The following is a 15,649-nucleotide window of genomic DNA, read 5'->3' as shown; positions in this document are numbered from 1 at the left end:
AATCGCCCCAAGGCCGCGTTCATGCCGGTCCGGTCTTCCCGAATCTCGGTGACGGCGAGTTCCGGTGGATTCCGGATATTCAGGGCTGCCGACGGCTTTCCTGGTCGCTGCTCTTGACGTTCTTCTCGCGCTGGCCGTTCTTCGCGTTCTGGCCGTTCTTCGTGCCGTCCGCGCGCTGCTCCTGCTTTCCGTCCCGGGGGGCGGAGCCGGACACATTGGTGCAGTTGGTCTCGTTGGTGACCTCTGCGCCGGAGCCGATCGTGATCGGGCCGAGCACGGAGGTCGTGCGGCAGTCGTTCGTTTGCTTCGTCACGCCACCCGACTCGCTGACGTTGACACAGTTGGTCCCGTTCTTGATTTCCGAGCCGGGAGCCAGTGCCACCGTGATCGGACCGATGACGGAATGGGTACGGCAGCGGTTCTTCTGTTCTGTCACGCCCGACTCGGCGGTGTTCACGCAGTTGGTCTCATTGCTGAACTCGGCCGGACCGGCCGCCACGGTGATGGTGCCGATGACGGAACTGGTGGTGCAGCGGTTGCTCTGGGTCCCGCCATTGCCGCCGACCGCGCGGCCGGGACCGGGATCGGTGGCGTCGGCTCCGCCCGCACCACCGACGAGCAGCGCACCCACAGCCGCGACAAGAAGCGCCGTCCTCTTGCGCATGTGCATAAAGAGCCTCCAATGGGGCTTTCGGCGCGGTGCGCGTGTGTGGTGCGCTCATCCACCGTCACCCAAAGCCTTTTTCGTGGCAGCGGCCCTGGAAGGAAGGCTTCCAGGGCCGCGATTCCCAACGGGGGGATGCCTCATGGGGTTACCGCCGGGGGGGGCGATGACACCATGAGAGGGCCGACGACTCAGCGACGGTGAGAGTTGTTGTCCTCGTCGACGGCGATGTTCGCGCACTTGGAGCCGATGTTGGTGTCGCCCGTCGGGGCGAGCCCGCCCGTGTGGAGGGTGAGACCGGTGGACGTGTCGCAGTCGTTGGACTGGACGACCGTCCCACGGCTGTTGGTGAAGTTGAGGCAGTCCGAGCCGATGTTGAGGTCGCCGGTGGGGGCGCCGAGGGACGTGTGGGTGGTCGGGCCGACGGCCGTGCCACACTTGTTCAGCTGCACGGTCAAGTCGTCGCTGCTGTGAGCCAGGGCGCCGCCCGCACCGCCGATGACCAGAGAGCCGGCCGCCGCGGTCAGGAGAATTGCCTTCTTGCCGATGTTCACTTAATTCCTCCGTCTGGGTTGCTCCGCGAATTCACGGACGCATGACACAACGAAGCTCATCAGTTAAGGCTTCGGGTTGCCAGTCAGCTTCACCCGTCCGGCATAGCGCGGCACTTCCGGGGCGTGTTCTCCGAGAATCCCGCCAAGGAGGGCAAAGGAAAGAGCCATTTGGTCTAACGAACGCCTGAATCCGTTTTATGTGAATGAGTAAGGCGGCTGCCGGGTGAGGTGGTGGCGGGTAGGGCCAAGTGGGAGCGGGTCGGACCGTTGACCGGCGGACGAGGCACGAGGGTGACGCGGAGACGGTGGGGAGGCGTGTCGGTGGGTGGGAGGCGGCGCGGAGGTCACGCGGAGGAGCGTGCCGATGGGGAAGGCGGCGCGGATGCGTGCCGACAGGGGGAAGGCGGCGGGAAGGTGGTGAGGAGGCGGCGGGGAGGCGACGGGAGGTTGGCGGGGAAGGCCGCGCGGCGGTGGCGGCAAGGGGACGGGGACGCGGCGAGCGGGCGTCCCTGCGGTGACCAGCCGAGATGTCCCGCCCCTGGCCCCGGACTTGTTCGGCCGGTCGGACGAGTGATACATCCAGCCTCTTCGGCGCAGGAAAGAGTGAGGCACGGTCACACCGACAGCTTCGCCGAACCGCAGCGCGGCGCGTATTCACGCCGCTACGCTAAGTGCGCGAGGTGGTCGCCCGGGGGGCGCGGCGAATCAAAGCCGGGAGGCGGAGGAGAGACATGGGGCACTCACGAGCGGACGGGACACCGGCCGAGCTGATGGACGGGCTTCTGGCCCGTGCGCAGAACGGCTTCGAGATCGGCGAGGCGGTGCTGGCGCAGGCGCGGAGCGCCCTGATGCACCAGTCCGAGCTGCGGTCCTGCCGGCAGTGCAATGAGCGGCGCGGCCAGCTCGGATACAGCACCTACCGGCACGTCTTCCTGCTCCCCGACGGGAGCAGCCTGCTGCTGTGGGAGCTGGAGCACAACACCGGCGAGGACGCCCGCCCGCTCCACGAGCTCTACGCCGACGAGGACGCCCTGGCGCTGGCCGAGCACCGCGTCCATGACCGCCTCGGCGGCGCCCGCTGGGATGAGCTGGACGGGTTACCGCTGTGGCTTCCCGACCAGCTGCTGCACACGGCCGAGCCGGTGGAGAATTCGCGTGCGTATGTGGCCGACAATTCGGCCGACCACGCCCGTCGTGTCCTGCGCCGCGCGGAGAACCCCGACCGTCCGGGGGAGGAGACCGAGCGCCTGCTGGCCACCGCGTTCGCCCATGACATCGCCCTCGCGCCCAAGCCCCGGCGCCGCTCCGGCGGGCCCGACGCGACCTGGTGCCGCTTCTATGAGCATGCCTTCCTGCTGGCCGGAGGGGACGAGATCGTGCTGTGGGAGCTGGAGCACAACCTCACCCGTGACGGACGCCTGGTCTGCGAGGTGTACCTCGACGAGGTCTCGGCGGAGCTCGCGGCGGACCGCCACGCCCGCGCGCTCGGCGTCGACCTCTGACACGGTTCGCGGCGTCGGCGTTGCGCGGCGACGGTTTCTGACGCGTGCCGCGGCGACGGTGCTCCGCGGTGTCGCTCTCTGACACGGTTCGCGGCGACGGCGTTCCGCGGCGCAGCTTTCTGACGCGTTCCGTAACGACGGTTTCCGCGCGTCCCGTGGCGGTCGATCTGCGACGCGTTCCGTGGCGACGGCCCCTGACGCCTTCCGCAGCCAAGCGGCCTCCGACACGTTCCGCGCCGTCGATCTCCGACGCACCGCACGGCCGCCGCCCTCTGACCCGCCCACTGATGACCCGCCCACTGAACCGGCGAGATCCGTAAGGAGGGCGCTGAGACCCGTCCGCACGGCACCCGCTTGGCCGACACCGACTCGCCTGGCCGCCCGTCAGCCGGAAGCCTGGTGACGGCGGTGACGGCGGTGACGACGGCGGGACGCGGACCAGGGAAAGCGAGAGAAGCCGGTGCGGGTGCGAGGGAGCAGGGCTCGTACGGGCGCCCGTACGGAGTGGCGGACGGCCTGGTTCCGGCTGAGCCGCCCGCGCGCCCGCAGACCCCGTAACCGCCTCCATACGCTTCTCGACGTCCAAGCCTCGACCGGTGCCCCCTCCGCCGACGCGTCCACCGCCACCACCGCGGAGGCGGGCGCGGGGCCCGGCGCCGGTCCCGGTGCGAGATCCGGCGCGAGACGCGGTGCGAGACCCGGCGCGGCCGAGGAAGCGGACGACGGGCCTCCGGGCCGCCAGCTGGCCCGCTGGGCTCCCGCACTCCTCATCCTCTGCGGTATCGCCTTCGACCTGGCCGCCCCGCCCGGCTACACCGCCTCGCCGTTCTTCGCCGCCGCCCCCCTGGTCGCTGCGGCGCTCTTACGGCTGCGGCAGACCGTCGTCACGGCCGTCGTCGCCGTCGTCACGACCTGTCTGCTGGCGGAGCTGCACGGTGTGGCGGACCCGACCCAGGCGGCCACCGAGATCATCACGGTCGCGACCGTGACCGTGCTGGCGCTGGCGATCAACCGCATCGTGCGCCGCAGCTACCACCGGCTCGCCTCGGCGCGGGGTGTCGCGGAGGCGGCTCAGCGCGCCGTCCTGCCCGCGCCGCCCGCCCGGCTCGCTGGGCTGGAGATCGCGGCGCGGTACGTCCCGGCGGAGAAGTACGCGGCGATCGGCGGCGATCTGTACGCGGTCCAGGACACCCCGCAGGGCGTACGGCTGATCGTGGGGGACGTGCGCGGCAAGGGGCTCCAGGCCGTGGAGGTCGTGGCGATTCTCCTCGGCTGCTTCCGGGAGGCGGCGGAGCAGGAGACGACCCTGGAGGCGCTCGTGGGCCGGCTGGAGCGGGCGCTGCGGCGCGAGGGCGCCCGGCGGGCCGACCTCGAGGTGTTCGAGGGGTTCACCACGGCGGTGGTGGCCGAAATCCCTCGGGGCGACCCCACCCTGCGGCTGATCAACCGGGGCCATCCGGCGCCGCTGCTCCTCGACGAGGGCGGCGCGGTGCGGGCCCTGGAGCCGGAGGCACCGGCGTTGCCGCTGGGGATGGGGGACTTGGACGGCTGGCCCGACCGGGTGATGGAGCTGGGGTTCGAGGAGAGGGAGACGCTGCTGCTGTTCACGGACGGGGTGACGGAGGCCCGGGACCGGAGCGGTGAGTTCTACGACCCGGAGGAGGCGCTGGGCGGCCGCCGCCTGTCCGATCCGCAGGCGCTGGTGGACGCGTTGGTGGCCGATGTCGAGCGCCATACGGACGGCGGGACGTCGGATGACATGGCGCTGCTGGCGGTCCGCCGGACCTCGTCCCGTGGCAACGGACGGGAGAACGGACAGGCGAACGGGCAGGCGAATGGGCAGGACCACGAACGCGGCAACGGAAGAGGGAACGGGCAGGACAACGACCGTGGGAACGACCGTGAGAACGGGCAGCACAACGACCGTGAGGCCCGCGCGAGCGGCAACGGACCTGCACACCCTGCGTAACCGACCGAGCTCCCTCCGCATAACAATTGATGCACGATCAGTCCGCAGGCGTTTCCGTCACCCCTCGTCCGGGCCGCTGACTCGCCCCCATCTGTCCCTTCTTGAGCGCTAAGTTCATGCCAAAGGTGCGCGGATTCCTCGGAACGGCTTGGAATCACATCGCGCTCTCTATTAACGTTCGATAACGCAGCGCGGTCGTCACAACCGTCGCAAGGGCGGCACCGTGCGCCGTCGCCGAATCCCGTACGCACAGCGGCAGTACCGCACCACCAGCAACATCAAGGGAACCGGGGAACCAACAACCTTGGGGTGAATCGGGTCGAACCTGACCCGTAGGAGACCTTCCTGCTCCGAACCCGTCAGCTAACCCGGTAGGCGAGAGGGAAGGAAAGGAGTGCGCCTCCGTGGCGTCCAACAGGTCTGTCCTGGACCAGGCCCCGTATCGCACACGTGAAGGCGGTTCGGGGACCGCCACCGCCTACGGCCCCGGCTTCGACGCCGGCGGCGGGATGAGCTCCGGGGACGGCCGCTTCGCCCCCGACGACCAGTACGCGGATGGGGACGCGCGGTACGCGGACGCAGACGCGTTCGAGAACCCGGGTGCCGGTTTCGAAACCGAGCCCTGGGAGGAGTGGAACCCCACCGAGGACTCCATCGCCCCCGTACGCGGCCGGCACCGCGTGGTGAAGCAGCGCGGCGGGACCATGGCACGCAGCGGCGCCGTCCTCGGGGTCGGCGTGATCGCGGCGGTCGGCGCGGGCGGTATGGCCAGCGCGAAGGACCGTCCCGCCGTGCCCATATCCCTGCCGGACCTCGGACATGTCGCCGATGAGGTCAAGGCCAGCCTGCCCGCGGCCAAGGACCTGCCCGGCATCGGCTCCTGGATGTCGGACGACGGCAGCGCCCCCCAGACGGCCGCCGCCCCGCTCTCCCAGGCCGGCCTGACCAGCGCGGACGAGCAGCGCGGCAGCACCGACGCGGGCGAGGCGCTGCGCGCCCGCATCCTCCAGCAGGCCGAGAGCCAGCAGACCGCGGCGGACGAGGACAACCGCGTCGCCGCGGCGGAGGCCGCCGCCAGGGCCGCCGCGGACAAGGCCGCCGACAAGGCCGCGGAGGCGGCCGCACAGCGGAAGGCCAAGGCCGAGGCGGAGAAGAAGGCCGCCGAGCAGCGGGCCAAGGAGGCGGCCGAGAAGAAGGCCGCGGCCGAGCGCCAGGCCAGGCTCGCCGCCTCGTACACCCTCCCCGTCGTCTCGTACACCCTCACCGCGAACTTCGGCCAGGCGGGCGACATGTGGTCGGCCGACCACACCGGCCAGGACTTCGCCGCCCCGACCGGTACCCCGGTCAAGGCGGTGCACGGCGGCACGATCACCCAGGCCGGCTGGGCCGGTTCGTACGGCTACCGCATCGTGCTGACCCTCGGCGACGGCACCGAGATCTGGTACTGCCACCTGTCCTCGATGGTCGTCACCTCCGGCAAGGTGTCGACGGGCGAGGTCATCGGCCGCGTCGGCGCCACCGGCAATGTCACCGGCCCGCACCTCCACCTGGAGGTCCGGCCGGGCGGCGGTTCGCCGATCGACCCGATGCCCTGGCTGCGCCAGCACGGAATGAACCCCTGATACCCCGGCGGTCCTGGCGTTCTCTCCCCCCTTGACGCCAGGACCGCCGGCTCAGGACCGACCGCCGACTTCGGACGACCGCCGACTTCGAACGCGATCCTTACGGTCCTTTGAGCTGACGCGATCCTTACGGTCCTCACGGAACAACCCGGTCCGGTCAGCCGTTGATGGAAGACATGGCTGACAACAAGAAGAAGATCGGCGACCTGTCCGTCTTCCCGCTCTCCTTCGGCGGGAACGTCTTCGGCTGGACCGCGAACGAGGCCGAGTCCTTCAAGGTGCTCGACGCCTTTGTGGAGGCGGGCGGCAACTTCATCGACACCGCCGACGTGTATTCCGCCTGGGTGCCGGGCAACCAGGGCGGCGAGTCCGAGACCATCCTCGGCAACTGGTTCGCCTCCCGCGGCAACCGCTCCGACATCGTCCTCGCCACCAAGGTGGGCGCCGGGGTACCGGAGCCGCGCGGCCTGACCTCGTCCGCCATCAAATCGGGCATCGAGGAATCCCTCCAGCGGCTGCGCACCGACTACATCGACCTCTACTACACCCACTACGACGATCCGTCCGTGCCGGTGGAGGAGATCATCACCACCCTGGACGAGCTGGTCCGGGAGGGCAAGGTCCGCGAGATCGCCGCGTCCAATGTGAGCGCGGAGCGCCTGGAAGCCCAGCTGACCTTCTCCGCCCAGGAGAACCTGGCCCGCTACGTCGCCCTCCAGCCCCACTACAACCTGGTCTCACGCGACACCTTCGAGGGCGAGCTGGCCGACGTCGCCGCCCGCCACGGCCTGGCGACCCTCCCGTACTACGCCCTGGCATCGGGCTTCCTCACCGGCAAGTACCGCCCGGGCACCACGGTCGACAGCCCCCGCTCCACGGGCGCGGCCAAGTACCTGGAGACCGAGCGCGGCCAGAAGGTCCTCGCCGCCCTGGACGACGTCGCCGCCAACCACGGCACCCAGCCCGCCACGGTCGCCCTGGCCTGGCTCCTCGCCCAGCCCACGGTCGTGGCCCCCATCGCCAGCGCCAGCCGTGTCGACCAGCTCCCCGCCCTGCTGGCCTCGGTCGACCTGAAGCTGACCCAGCCGGAACTGGACCTGCTGACCTCGGCCTCCGCCTGAGCCCACCGGCAGTCCGTCGTCAGCCGCACAAAGGCGGGCGGGGCATCGAGCCCCGCCCGCCCTCGTCACCAGCACAGGGGCTCAACGTCTACGCCGCGCCCCTACCGCCGGTCGGCAAGCGCCCAGGAAGCGAGGGCGACACCACCGGCGACAGCGAAAACCGACGGCCAGGCCCCGATCTTCTTCGCCAGCGGATGCGACCCGGCGAAGGCGGCCACATACGCCGCGCTCAACGCGGCCGCCGTCCCGTTCCCCGCCTTCTCCCGCCACTCCCTGGCGGCCACGGCCCCCGCGGCGGCCAGGGCAACCCCACCCAAGGGCCGCTTCTTGGTCCACCGGGCAACGCCATACCCCCCGACCAACCCACCCGCGGCCACGACACCCGCCGGCACTCCAGCCATACCGATACCTCCCACTCCAAGGATCTCCTCACCCCGACCCTACGCAGGAGGCCCCCCGCACGGGCCCTCGCCCCGAAACCGGACCCCAAGGAGACCAGGAGGGCCCAGCCGCAGCTCAGCCCAGCCGACCGCTCCGCACCGCCGCGACGAAGTCACCCCACGCGCGGTCCGAGAACCCGATCACGGGCCCACCCGGATCCTTCGAGTCCCGCACGGCGGTTCCCTCACCGGCCAGACCGGCCACCTCGACGCAGTTGCCCCCGGCCCCGTTGCTGTAGCTGCTCTTGTGCCAGGTGAAAGTTGTTATGTCAGTCATCCGTCCAGTCCTTGCATCGCCTGCCTGATCAGATTGCTCGACTGCTGAGGACTCATGGACAACGCACGAAGGTTGTCAAAAGCCTTCGAGTACCAAGCGATGTCTTCCGGACGCTCGAGGTACACAGCGTCTGTAAGTCCGTCGCGGTACACAACGTCCGGGTCCTCCTGATCGGGGAACGCCAAGATGGTGAGCGCCCCAACCGCAGGGTAACTGCCAGCATCGAAAGGCAGCACCTGGATCGTGACGTTTTTCAGCGCCGCCATTTCGAGTAGGCGTTCACACTGACTCCGCATCAGCTTGGCGTTGCCGATCACATGCCGAAGTACGCTCTCATGCACGATGGCCCACAGGTCAGGGGGAGATGCGCTCGTTAAGATGGCCTGCCTCTCCATCCTTACGCTGACGACACGTTCAACGTCGTCAGGGGTTGAGGGAGAGGTGGCGAGGTGAAGTTCTCGAGCATACTCAGCCGTCTGCAGTAGGCCAGGTACGATCTCGCACTCGTACGTCCGTAGTCCCGAGGCAGCCTGCTCCAGCCCGACGTAGACCGAAAACCACGAGGGCACGGCGCTGCCATATGCATGCCACCACCCACGCGTCTTGGACTGCTTCGCAAGTTCTTTGAGAAGTTCACGGAGCTCATCGGACGTTCCGTAGAACCGGCAGAGCGCATCGACGTCCGATGGCTGCACTCGACCTTGGCCAGTTTCTAAGCGGTTGACCTTCGAGCCACTCCAGTCCAGTCCCTCGCCCACCTGGCTACAGGTCAGCTGGTGTTCCTCACGAAGTTTCTTGAGCTCAATCGCCAGGCGACGGCGTCGAGCGGTGGGTGACCCGGGCACGCTGACTCCTCAATTCATAGGGGCCGTTCAGTCTTGTCGGACGGCTGCTGGCCCGTCATCACTCGATCGAGCGAATCCGTATATGCACATTGCATGTCGGGATGTGCAGTTCCATGCTCTCACATGGAGTAACCGAAAGCCACCACGTCGTCGCCATCGGTGACTGTTGGGTGGCGCCCAGCGGCAGAAGGCTGAGTCATGGTCATCGGACACTGCATGTCGAGGAAGGCATGGGATCTTCCCTTCCTCGCGGAACCCAGCGAAGTGGCAGCCCTGCGGCGGATCGTGCGCACGCATCTGACGCTGTGGGGGCTACCTGACGTTATTGAGGTGGCGCAGATGTGCGTCACCGAGCTCGTCGCCAACGTCATCACCCACATTGGTCCGGGTACCCCGACGACGCTGGCAATGGCCATGAACGGCACATATGTGCGCCTTGAGGTCCACGACCCGGACGGCAGTGCGTTGCCGACCCTGCTCAGCGCGACAACCACAGCCGAGTCGGGCCGAGGTTTGGCGTTAGTCACGGCGATGGCAGACCGCTGGGGGGTCATTCCGACCGAGAAAGGCAAGACCACCTGGTGCGAGATCGCCACCGGCCTCACGCGGAACGACGCTCATGTGGACGTGCCCCAGGTTCACCGTGCTGAGGCTCTGCTTACCCTCTATGGGCCATCGGTGGCCGGATCGAGCTCTCTGACTCGACTGGGGCTGGCTAGTTGGGAGGAGGCGGCGATCACCTTGATTGCCGACGTGCTCCACTGGTTCCGTGCCCACGGGCAGGACCCCGATACGGCTCTGGACCGTGCCCAAATGCACTTCGAGGCAGAGTTGCACACGGCCGGTTGACCTACCCCGCTGCGATGGCCGAGTACGTCCAGACGTCGGCGGGCAGCTCATGCTGGAGCCGCCAGACAATGCCCATGGGCTTGCTGCCTTCGTGGGATTCGTATTCGGCAGGGCCGAGCAGCATCCAGGGCTGAGGTCCCCCGATGTCTGTCTTCTTGTAGCGCCGGACGAAGAGCAGCACGTAAGACCCCCGCGCTTTGTGCTGCTGGTAGCGCTGTCCCGTGGGCGAGGAGGCAGACGTTTGGTTCTGCGACTCCCAATGGAAGCGATCCGGGCTCATCGCGAAGTCCTTGTACCGGGTCTGTGGCGAGAAGTCTTTATCGTCCTTCTCGAGCGTGATCAGGAGGGCGTCCGTCTGGATCCCTTCGCACCACTTCACACCCTCGCGGAAGTTTCCGGGCAGGAAACCGCCAAGCTCTGCCTGGCCGAGAGCGGGCAGGATTTCCTCCCGGCTGTACGAGGCGTGGATGGCCAGCGGTACGCCGCTGTGCTCCCCCAGGAGCGGAATTGGATAGTGGTCGGTGTGCTCCAGGTTGTACGTCAACACTTGGGTCAGTTCGCTTCGGAAGGCTCGCTGCTGGCGCAACGACGCGAAGCCGTCGGCGTAACTGCTGAACCCGCCGCCCAGCGGCCACAACGAGAAGAAGAGCATGCGTGCATACGCCTGCCCTGATGCGTCGAGCGTGTCGTACCCAGGGGCGTCATCGGCCAGCATTTGACGGTAGGCATTCACCCGTTGTGGGTCACTGACATGGAGAAATGCTGAGACGCGCTTGAGCAGTGCGGCCTCCCCTTCGGGCGGCTGGTCCGTAAGGAGATTGGCTCGCCTCAACAGACCCGTCCAGGAGTTGTTGGCCCGGTAGAGCTCCTTGAGCTCGCGGTGACTCTCTCTGAGGTAGGCGTCGAGTCGCGGCTCGGCGTATGCCGCGACCTCTTGGGCCAACTGCCGTACGTTCACATTGATCTGGCTCTTGATGTTGTCCAGGATCCGTTCTTTGGACTTGCGGTCCAGGATGATCTGGCACCCGGAAGGAAGCTGAGGGAAGTCTCGCTCCATGTGCTCCGTCAGCCGGTGGCGAGTGAAGTTCGTGAGGGCACGAAACTGCTCTTCGAAGCGGAACTCCTTACGGTGCTGCCCGATGAAATCGAGCACGGTGAGAACCGGCTTGTCTGGTGTACGTCGAAGTCCCCGGCCAAGCTGCTGGAGGAAGACTGTGGCGCTGGATGTGGGGCGGAGCAAGAGAAGGGTGTCCACATCCGGGACGTCGAGCCCCTCGTTGAATATGTCGACGGAGAAGAGGACCTGTACGCGGCCTTCGCGGAGATCCCTCAAGGCTTGGGCGCGTTCAGCGGCAGGGGTGCGACCGTCAAGGGCCTTGGCGCTGATACCCACTTGGCGAAAGAAGTCAGCCATGAAGTGGGCGTGCGCCACGGTGACGCAGAAGCCGAGTGCTCGCATGGCTCCTGGGTCGGCCACCTTCTCTTGGACGGCCTTGACGATGAGTCGGGCACGAGCGTGGTTGCCGGTGTAGAGCTGGCTGAGCTCACTTGCGACGTAGGACCCTTGCTTCCAGGTAAGCCCTTCGAGGTCGGTGTTGTCCGCGATGCCGAAGTAGTGGAATGGACTGAGCAGATCGTTTTCCAGGGCTTCCCACAGCCGCATCTCGGCTGCGATGCGACCGTCGAAGAACTCATCCTGGACGTTCCTACCGTCCATCCGCTCAGGCGTAGCCGTCAGGCCAAGAAGCTCGATGGGCGCGAAGTGATCGATGATGCGCCGATAGGTGGGGGAGACACCGTGATGGAACTCATCGATGACCACCACATCGAAATGGTCGGGAGCGAACTCCTCCAGGTCTCGGGCGTTGAGGGACTGAACGCTGGCGAAGACATGCGTCCAGTCCTTCGGTGACTCTCCTCCGACCAGTAGCTCCCCGAAGTTCGCGTCGTCGAGCACCTCCCGGTAGGTGCGCAGCGACTGCTTGAGGATCTCTTGGCGGTGGGCCACGAACAGGATGCTGAGGGGACGTCCTTGGTGGGCGCGCTTCAGCGCCTTGTAGTCGAGGGCCGCCATGACGGTCTTGCCGGTGCCGGTCGCTGCGACGAGCAAGTTCCGGTGCCGGCCGTGGATGTCGCGCTCGATGCGGAGTTGTTCGAGCATGTCTTGCTGGTGGGGGTACGGCCTTACTTCAAGGCCGGAGAGGCTGATGGCATGGGTGCCAGTCTTCTGCTGACCGCTGGCCAGCGTGAGAGCTTCGTCCAACCGGGTGGCATCACGCTCGGGGTCGTAGGTCTCAAAGGCGGGCTCAGCCCAGTACGAATCGAACGTCGCCTCAAACTTTCGCAATACGGCTGGCGTTGCTACGGACGACAGCCGGACGTTCCACTCCAGGCCGTCGAGAAGCGCCGTCTTGGAGAGGTTGGAGCTCCCCACGTAGGCCGTGTCGTAGCCGCTGTTACGCCGAAACAACCATGCCTTTGCATGGAGGCGCGTGGACCGAGTCTCGTAGTTGACCTTGACCTCCGCGTTGAACTCCGTGACGAGGCGATCCAACGCGCGTCGCTCCGTAGCGCCGATGTAGGTGGTCGTGATGACGCGGATCGGCACTCCACGGTCGCGAGCAGCCTTGAGCGACTCTTCCAGGACGCGCAAACCGTGCCACTTCACGAAGGCGCAGAGCAGATCGATGCGGTCGGCGGTGGCCAGCTCTGCCCGCAGTTCGAATCCGAGGTTCGGGTCTTCGGGCGCGTTGGTGATGAGCGCTGTCTCGGAGAGCGGTGTGGCTGGCCGAATGCTGTAGACGCCCGGTGCTTCCTGCTCGGCAATGGCCGTCAGCTGGTGAGGCCCGTCTGCTACGAGGTCTACCCACTGCTTGGCCCCGTCGAGGGTGCTGATCGACTCGAGGATGTGATTCGCCGCGATGACCTGCTCCGCGGGTGGCAGGGCGAGGAAGATCTGTCGGACGGTCTCGCCGATGTGACGGGCGAGTACGTGAGGGGAGGAGTGCTCGCCAACCTTCTGCCGGATGGTCTTCCACCCACTGGCGTCCAGCGCGTTGAGTTGCTCCTCGATCCGGGCGGTGATCAGCCGCTCGTACAGCCCCGGCACCGGGGTCGCCTGGTCCGCAAGGTGATCGGCCATGGGCAGCTCTCCTCGGTGTCGGCTCAGTGGTGTAGCTGTTGTACCAAGGGGGTCTGACACGGTGCCGGAGTCAGAAGACGATGCAGGAGCCGTGTGGTCAGCGGGTCGGATCACTCGGCCCTGAACGCCGTCCCGTCGCGCCAGATCGCCGTCGCACCCGACACGTTGCACAGATCGATCAGGTCCTGGCGAGGACGTGATGGCAGCAATACGGCTAGGGACGGTGTGGGTTTGATGTATCGGCGGTAGTCGTAGAGCTGCCCTATGGCCATACGCACCGCCTCGCGACTCACACTGCCCTTGGCCTCGATCAAGACCTGGTCGGTGGTGTCGAAGAGATCGGTGTAGAGGGCCCTGACCTCACCGGCAGGGATGATCTTCTTGCGGGTGACGGTGTGCCCACGCTCCACCAAGTAGTCGCAGTAGGCACCGACGAGGGGCGCCTCACGCCGCTCGGCTTCGCGCGCCTCCTCCTTGGAGTTGACGAGCATGCGCTCCGTCTGGTGCTTTTCGATCTCGACGTCTTCGACGACGTCGTCCTTGCGCGGGGTAAAGGTGAGGTTCTCGCCGAGCTTTGCCGTCGTGCCCACGGGCTTGAGCCGGAACATGATCACGCTGCGGATCTCGTCCTTGGCGTCGGGCGCGTCCCGGTAGTACCAGGGGGTGTCCGTGGCGAGAGTGAACTCTCCTACGTATGCCACGACGCCCTTGGCGACTGCGTCAAAGAGGTGGAGGGCACGTCCGTCCTGCACGTGGTTCAGGATGGCTAGGTTTCCGCGGATCATCTTCTGGTCGCCCCTCTGACCTTCGCCGGTGTAGTGGTAACAGCCGTCTGTCCCCCAACCGTCGAAGTAGCCCACCTTGTGGCCCCGGCCAGGATCGGTGAACAGCAGAACGTTGGGGGTCAAGCGCGAGTGTGCGATACCCCCTTGGGGACTGCCACCGTAGACGGCTTGTATCTCCTTACGCTTCCGCCTCTGCCCGGGCACGATGTCCAACGTGGGTCCCCCCAAGATCCAGGAGCATGGTCGACCCAAGAGGTTAGTCGTATAAGCCTACTAATTCAGGCATGACGCTGCCCTGGCGTGCCGGACAGCCCTCGCGTCACGAGGGAAGCCCCTGGTGCCCGCTTTCTTTCCGAGGACGCGTCTGAGGGAGCGCGAGGTTACGGACGGCTTTCGGGGCCGCCCGGGCCGTGCGACACGGGAGACGGGTGAGGGGTCGCCGGGGTCGTAGGGGGCTGGGGGCCGGGTGGAGGAGGGGTGGCCCACGGGGCGTAGGCGGGCTGGACCCCGTATTGCGGCTGTTGGCCGTAGCCGTAGCCGTTGTCGCTTCCGTATCCGGGGCCCTGCCCGGCTCCGTAGCCGTATCCGTACCCGCCGCCGTACGGCCCCGCGGGCCAGAACGGCGCGGGCAACGTGCCGGGGGCCGGTCGGGGGACGCGGCGGGGGCGGGGGAGCGGTACCGACAGGGCGGCGTGGGCCAGGGCGGGCTGGACGGTCTCGCGCCGCTCCCACAGGCGGTCCAGCAGCTCCTTCTCGCGGGTGGTGAAGTCCGGGCCGGCCGTGCCGCGGTACGCCTGGCGGCGGAGGAAGGCGAGCGATGTCGCGTAGGCGGTGTACTCGCCGACCGTACGGGCCGCCGCCGCGCCCTGCGTGCGGCGGGCCAGGTCCCGGGCGATTCCGCGGGCGCGCATCGAGGACAGCGCGATGGGTTCGGGCGGGGTGAGCCAGCCGGCGGCCTGGTAGGCCGTGAGCTGCTCCCGTACGGCGCGCAGCTCCTTGGCGCGGGACCAGAGCGTCAGCCAGGTCAGCAGGCCGAACATCGGGACCATGAACAGGGCGTAGACGATCAGGAAGCCATAGCCGCCGAGGGTCGCCGAGGCGTTCCAGACGCCGTGCAGGACCATCGCCGTCAGCAGCATGGCGATCGGTATCAGGACGCGGCGGACGCGCTGGTGCCGTGCCGTCGCGGCGGCTATGCCGAAGCCGACACCGGTCATCGAGGTGAAGAGGGGATGCGCGAAGGGGGACATCACGGCGCGGATGAAGAACGTCGCGGCCGTGGTCGACCGGATGCCGGAGTAGCCGAGCGTCTGGTCGCTGACGAACGCCGAGCCGAGATAGAGGATGTTCTCGGTGAAGGCGAAACCGGTGGCGGTGATTCCGGCGACGACGACCCCATCGACCAGCCCGTTGAAGTCCCGGCGGCGGAAGAGGAAGAGCAGCAGGACGGCGGCCGCCTTGGCGCTCTCCTCCACGAACGGCGCGACGAAGGTGGCGCCCCAGGCGTCGGCCCGGCCGGGGGAGGACGAGGAGTCCACGGTGGTCATGAGCCACTCGGTGGCGAAGCCGTTCGCTATCAGCGCGACCAGCGTCGCGGCGCACGCTCCCCAGGCGAAGGCGAACAGGAGGTTCCGCCAGGGCTTGGGGTCCACGCGGTCCAGCCACCGGAAGACCGCGATGATCAGCGGCACGGGGAGGACGGCGAGGCCGAGCCCCACCATGAAGCCCTTGGTGCCCGTCTGCTCGCGTACCAGCGCCAGGATGATCAGGCCGGAGAGCGAGAGCAGACCGGTGAGCGCGGTGGCCCGGAGCGCCCTGTTGTCCCAGAGGCGGGCGAGGCGGCCGCCCGGCCCCCACCAGCCCTGGCGCGATGGATGTG

General features: G+C 67.7%; 13 protein-coding genes and 1 riboswitch. Of the genes, 5 read left to right on the top strand and 8 right to left on the bottom strand.

Annotation, left to right across the window (positions count from 1 at the left end; translation table 11 throughout):
* Positions 1-79: 79 nt before the first annotated feature.
* The gene (locus AXW62_RS24485; RefSeq protein ID WP_060946402.1) at positions 80-670 is read right to left on the bottom strand and encodes a hypothetical protein; all 591 of its coding nucleotides are present in this window, start codon (positions 668-670) and stop codon (positions 80-82) included.
* Between the two features lie 185 nt (positions 671-855).
* On the bottom strand, positions 856-1,218 hold the full coding sequence (locus AXW62_RS24480; RefSeq protein WP_060946401.1) for a hypothetical protein: 363 nt from the start codon (positions 1,216-1,218) through the stop codon (positions 856-858).
* A 731-nt stretch (positions 1,219-1,949) separates the two neighbouring features.
* On the opposite strand from AXW62_RS24480, the gene AXW62_RS24475 reads away from it, so the two are divergent.
* The 4 genes from AXW62_RS24475 to AXW62_RS24460 all read left to right on the top strand — a co-directional run bounded on the left by AXW62_RS24475 (position 1,950) and on the right by AXW62_RS24460 (position 7,432).
* Complete coding sequence (locus AXW62_RS24475; RefSeq protein ID WP_060946400.1) at positions 1,950-2,720, top strand: DUF6227 family protein; 771 nt, start codon at positions 1,950-1,952, stop codon at positions 2,718-2,720.
* A 460-nt stretch (positions 2,721-3,180) separates the two neighbouring features.
* Positions 3,181-4,689 carry a PP2C family protein-serine/threonine phosphatase gene (locus AXW62_RS24470; protein ID WP_060946399.1) on the top strand — a complete coding sequence of 503 codons (1,509 nt, stop codon included), beginning with the start codon at positions 3,181-3,183 and terminating at the stop codon, positions 4,687-4,689.
* A 257-nt stretch (positions 4,690-4,946) separates the two neighbouring features.
* Positions 4,947-5,082: riboswitch (cyclic di-AMP (ydaO/yuaA leader) on the top strand.
* Positions 5,083-5,093: 11 nt separating this feature from the next.
* Positions 5,094-6,311, top strand: a complete 1,218-nt coding sequence (locus AXW62_RS24465) for a M23 family metallopeptidase (protein ID WP_060946398.1) — start codon at positions 5,094-5,096, stop codon at positions 6,309-6,311.
* Positions 6,312-6,487: 176 nt separating this feature from the next.
* On the top strand, positions 6,488-7,432 hold the full coding sequence (locus AXW62_RS24460) for an aldo/keto reductase (RefSeq protein ID WP_060946411.1): 945 nt from the start codon (positions 6,488-6,490) through the stop codon (positions 7,430-7,432).
* A gap of 101 nt (positions 7,433-7,533) precedes the next feature.
* Here AXW62_RS24460 and AXW62_RS24455 read toward each other — a convergent pair whose 3' ends face one another.
* The 3 genes from AXW62_RS24455 to AXW62_RS24445 form a co-directional block, all read right to left on the bottom strand.
* Positions 7,534-7,833 (bottom strand): hypothetical protein, encoded by a 300-nt coding sequence (locus AXW62_RS24455; protein WP_060946397.1) that lies wholly within the window; start codon positions 7,831-7,833, stop codon positions 7,534-7,536.
* A 115-nt stretch (positions 7,834-7,948) separates the two neighbouring features.
* A complete protein-coding gene (locus tag AXW62_RS24450; RefSeq protein ID WP_060946396.1) occupies positions 7,949-8,149 on the bottom strand; it encodes a DUF397 domain-containing protein in 201 nt (66 codons plus the stop codon).
* Positions 8,146-8,994, bottom strand: coding sequence for a helix-turn-helix domain-containing protein (locus tag AXW62_RS24445; RefSeq protein ID WP_060946395.1), 849 nt, complete (start codon positions 8,992-8,994; stop codon positions 8,146-8,148). The genes AXW62_RS24450 and AXW62_RS24445 overlap by 4 nt, the downstream gene beginning before the upstream one ends.
* Positions 8,995-9,192: 198 nt before the next feature.
* On the opposite strand from AXW62_RS24445, the gene AXW62_RS24440 reads away from it, so the two are divergent.
* Positions 9,193-9,843, top strand: a complete 651-nt coding sequence (locus AXW62_RS24440) for an ATP-binding protein (protein ID WP_060946394.1) — start codon at positions 9,193-9,195, stop codon at positions 9,841-9,843.
* Position 9,844: 1 nt separating this feature from the next.
* Here AXW62_RS24440 and AXW62_RS24435 read toward each other — a convergent pair whose 3' ends face one another.
* The 3 genes from AXW62_RS24435 to AXW62_RS24425 all read right to left on the bottom strand — a co-directional run.
* Positions 9,845-12,985, bottom strand: coding sequence for a DEAD/DEAH box helicase (locus AXW62_RS24435; protein ID WP_060946393.1), 3,141 nt, complete (start codon positions 12,983-12,985; stop codon positions 9,845-9,847).
* 110 nt (positions 12,986-13,095) lie between these two features.
* Positions 13,096-13,974, bottom strand: a complete 879-nt coding sequence (locus tag AXW62_RS24430; RefSeq protein WP_479685796.1) for an SRA domain-containing endonuclease — start codon at positions 13,972-13,974, stop codon at positions 13,096-13,098.
* Between the two features lie 176 nt (positions 13,975-14,150).
* The coding region (locus tag AXW62_RS24425; protein WP_060946392.1) for a PrsW family intramembrane metalloprotease at positions 14,151-15,649 on the bottom strand (1,499 nt) is incomplete at its 5' end.

The organism is Streptomyces hygroscopicus subsp. hygroscopicus, assembly GCF_001553455.1.
Taxonomy (GTDB): Bacteria; Actinomycetota; Actinomycetes; order Streptomycetales; family Streptomycetaceae; genus Streptomyces; species Streptomyces hygroscopicus.
The sequence above is the reverse complement of the archived record's forward strand: the minus strand, read 5'-3'. Positions and strand labels throughout refer to the sequence as shown.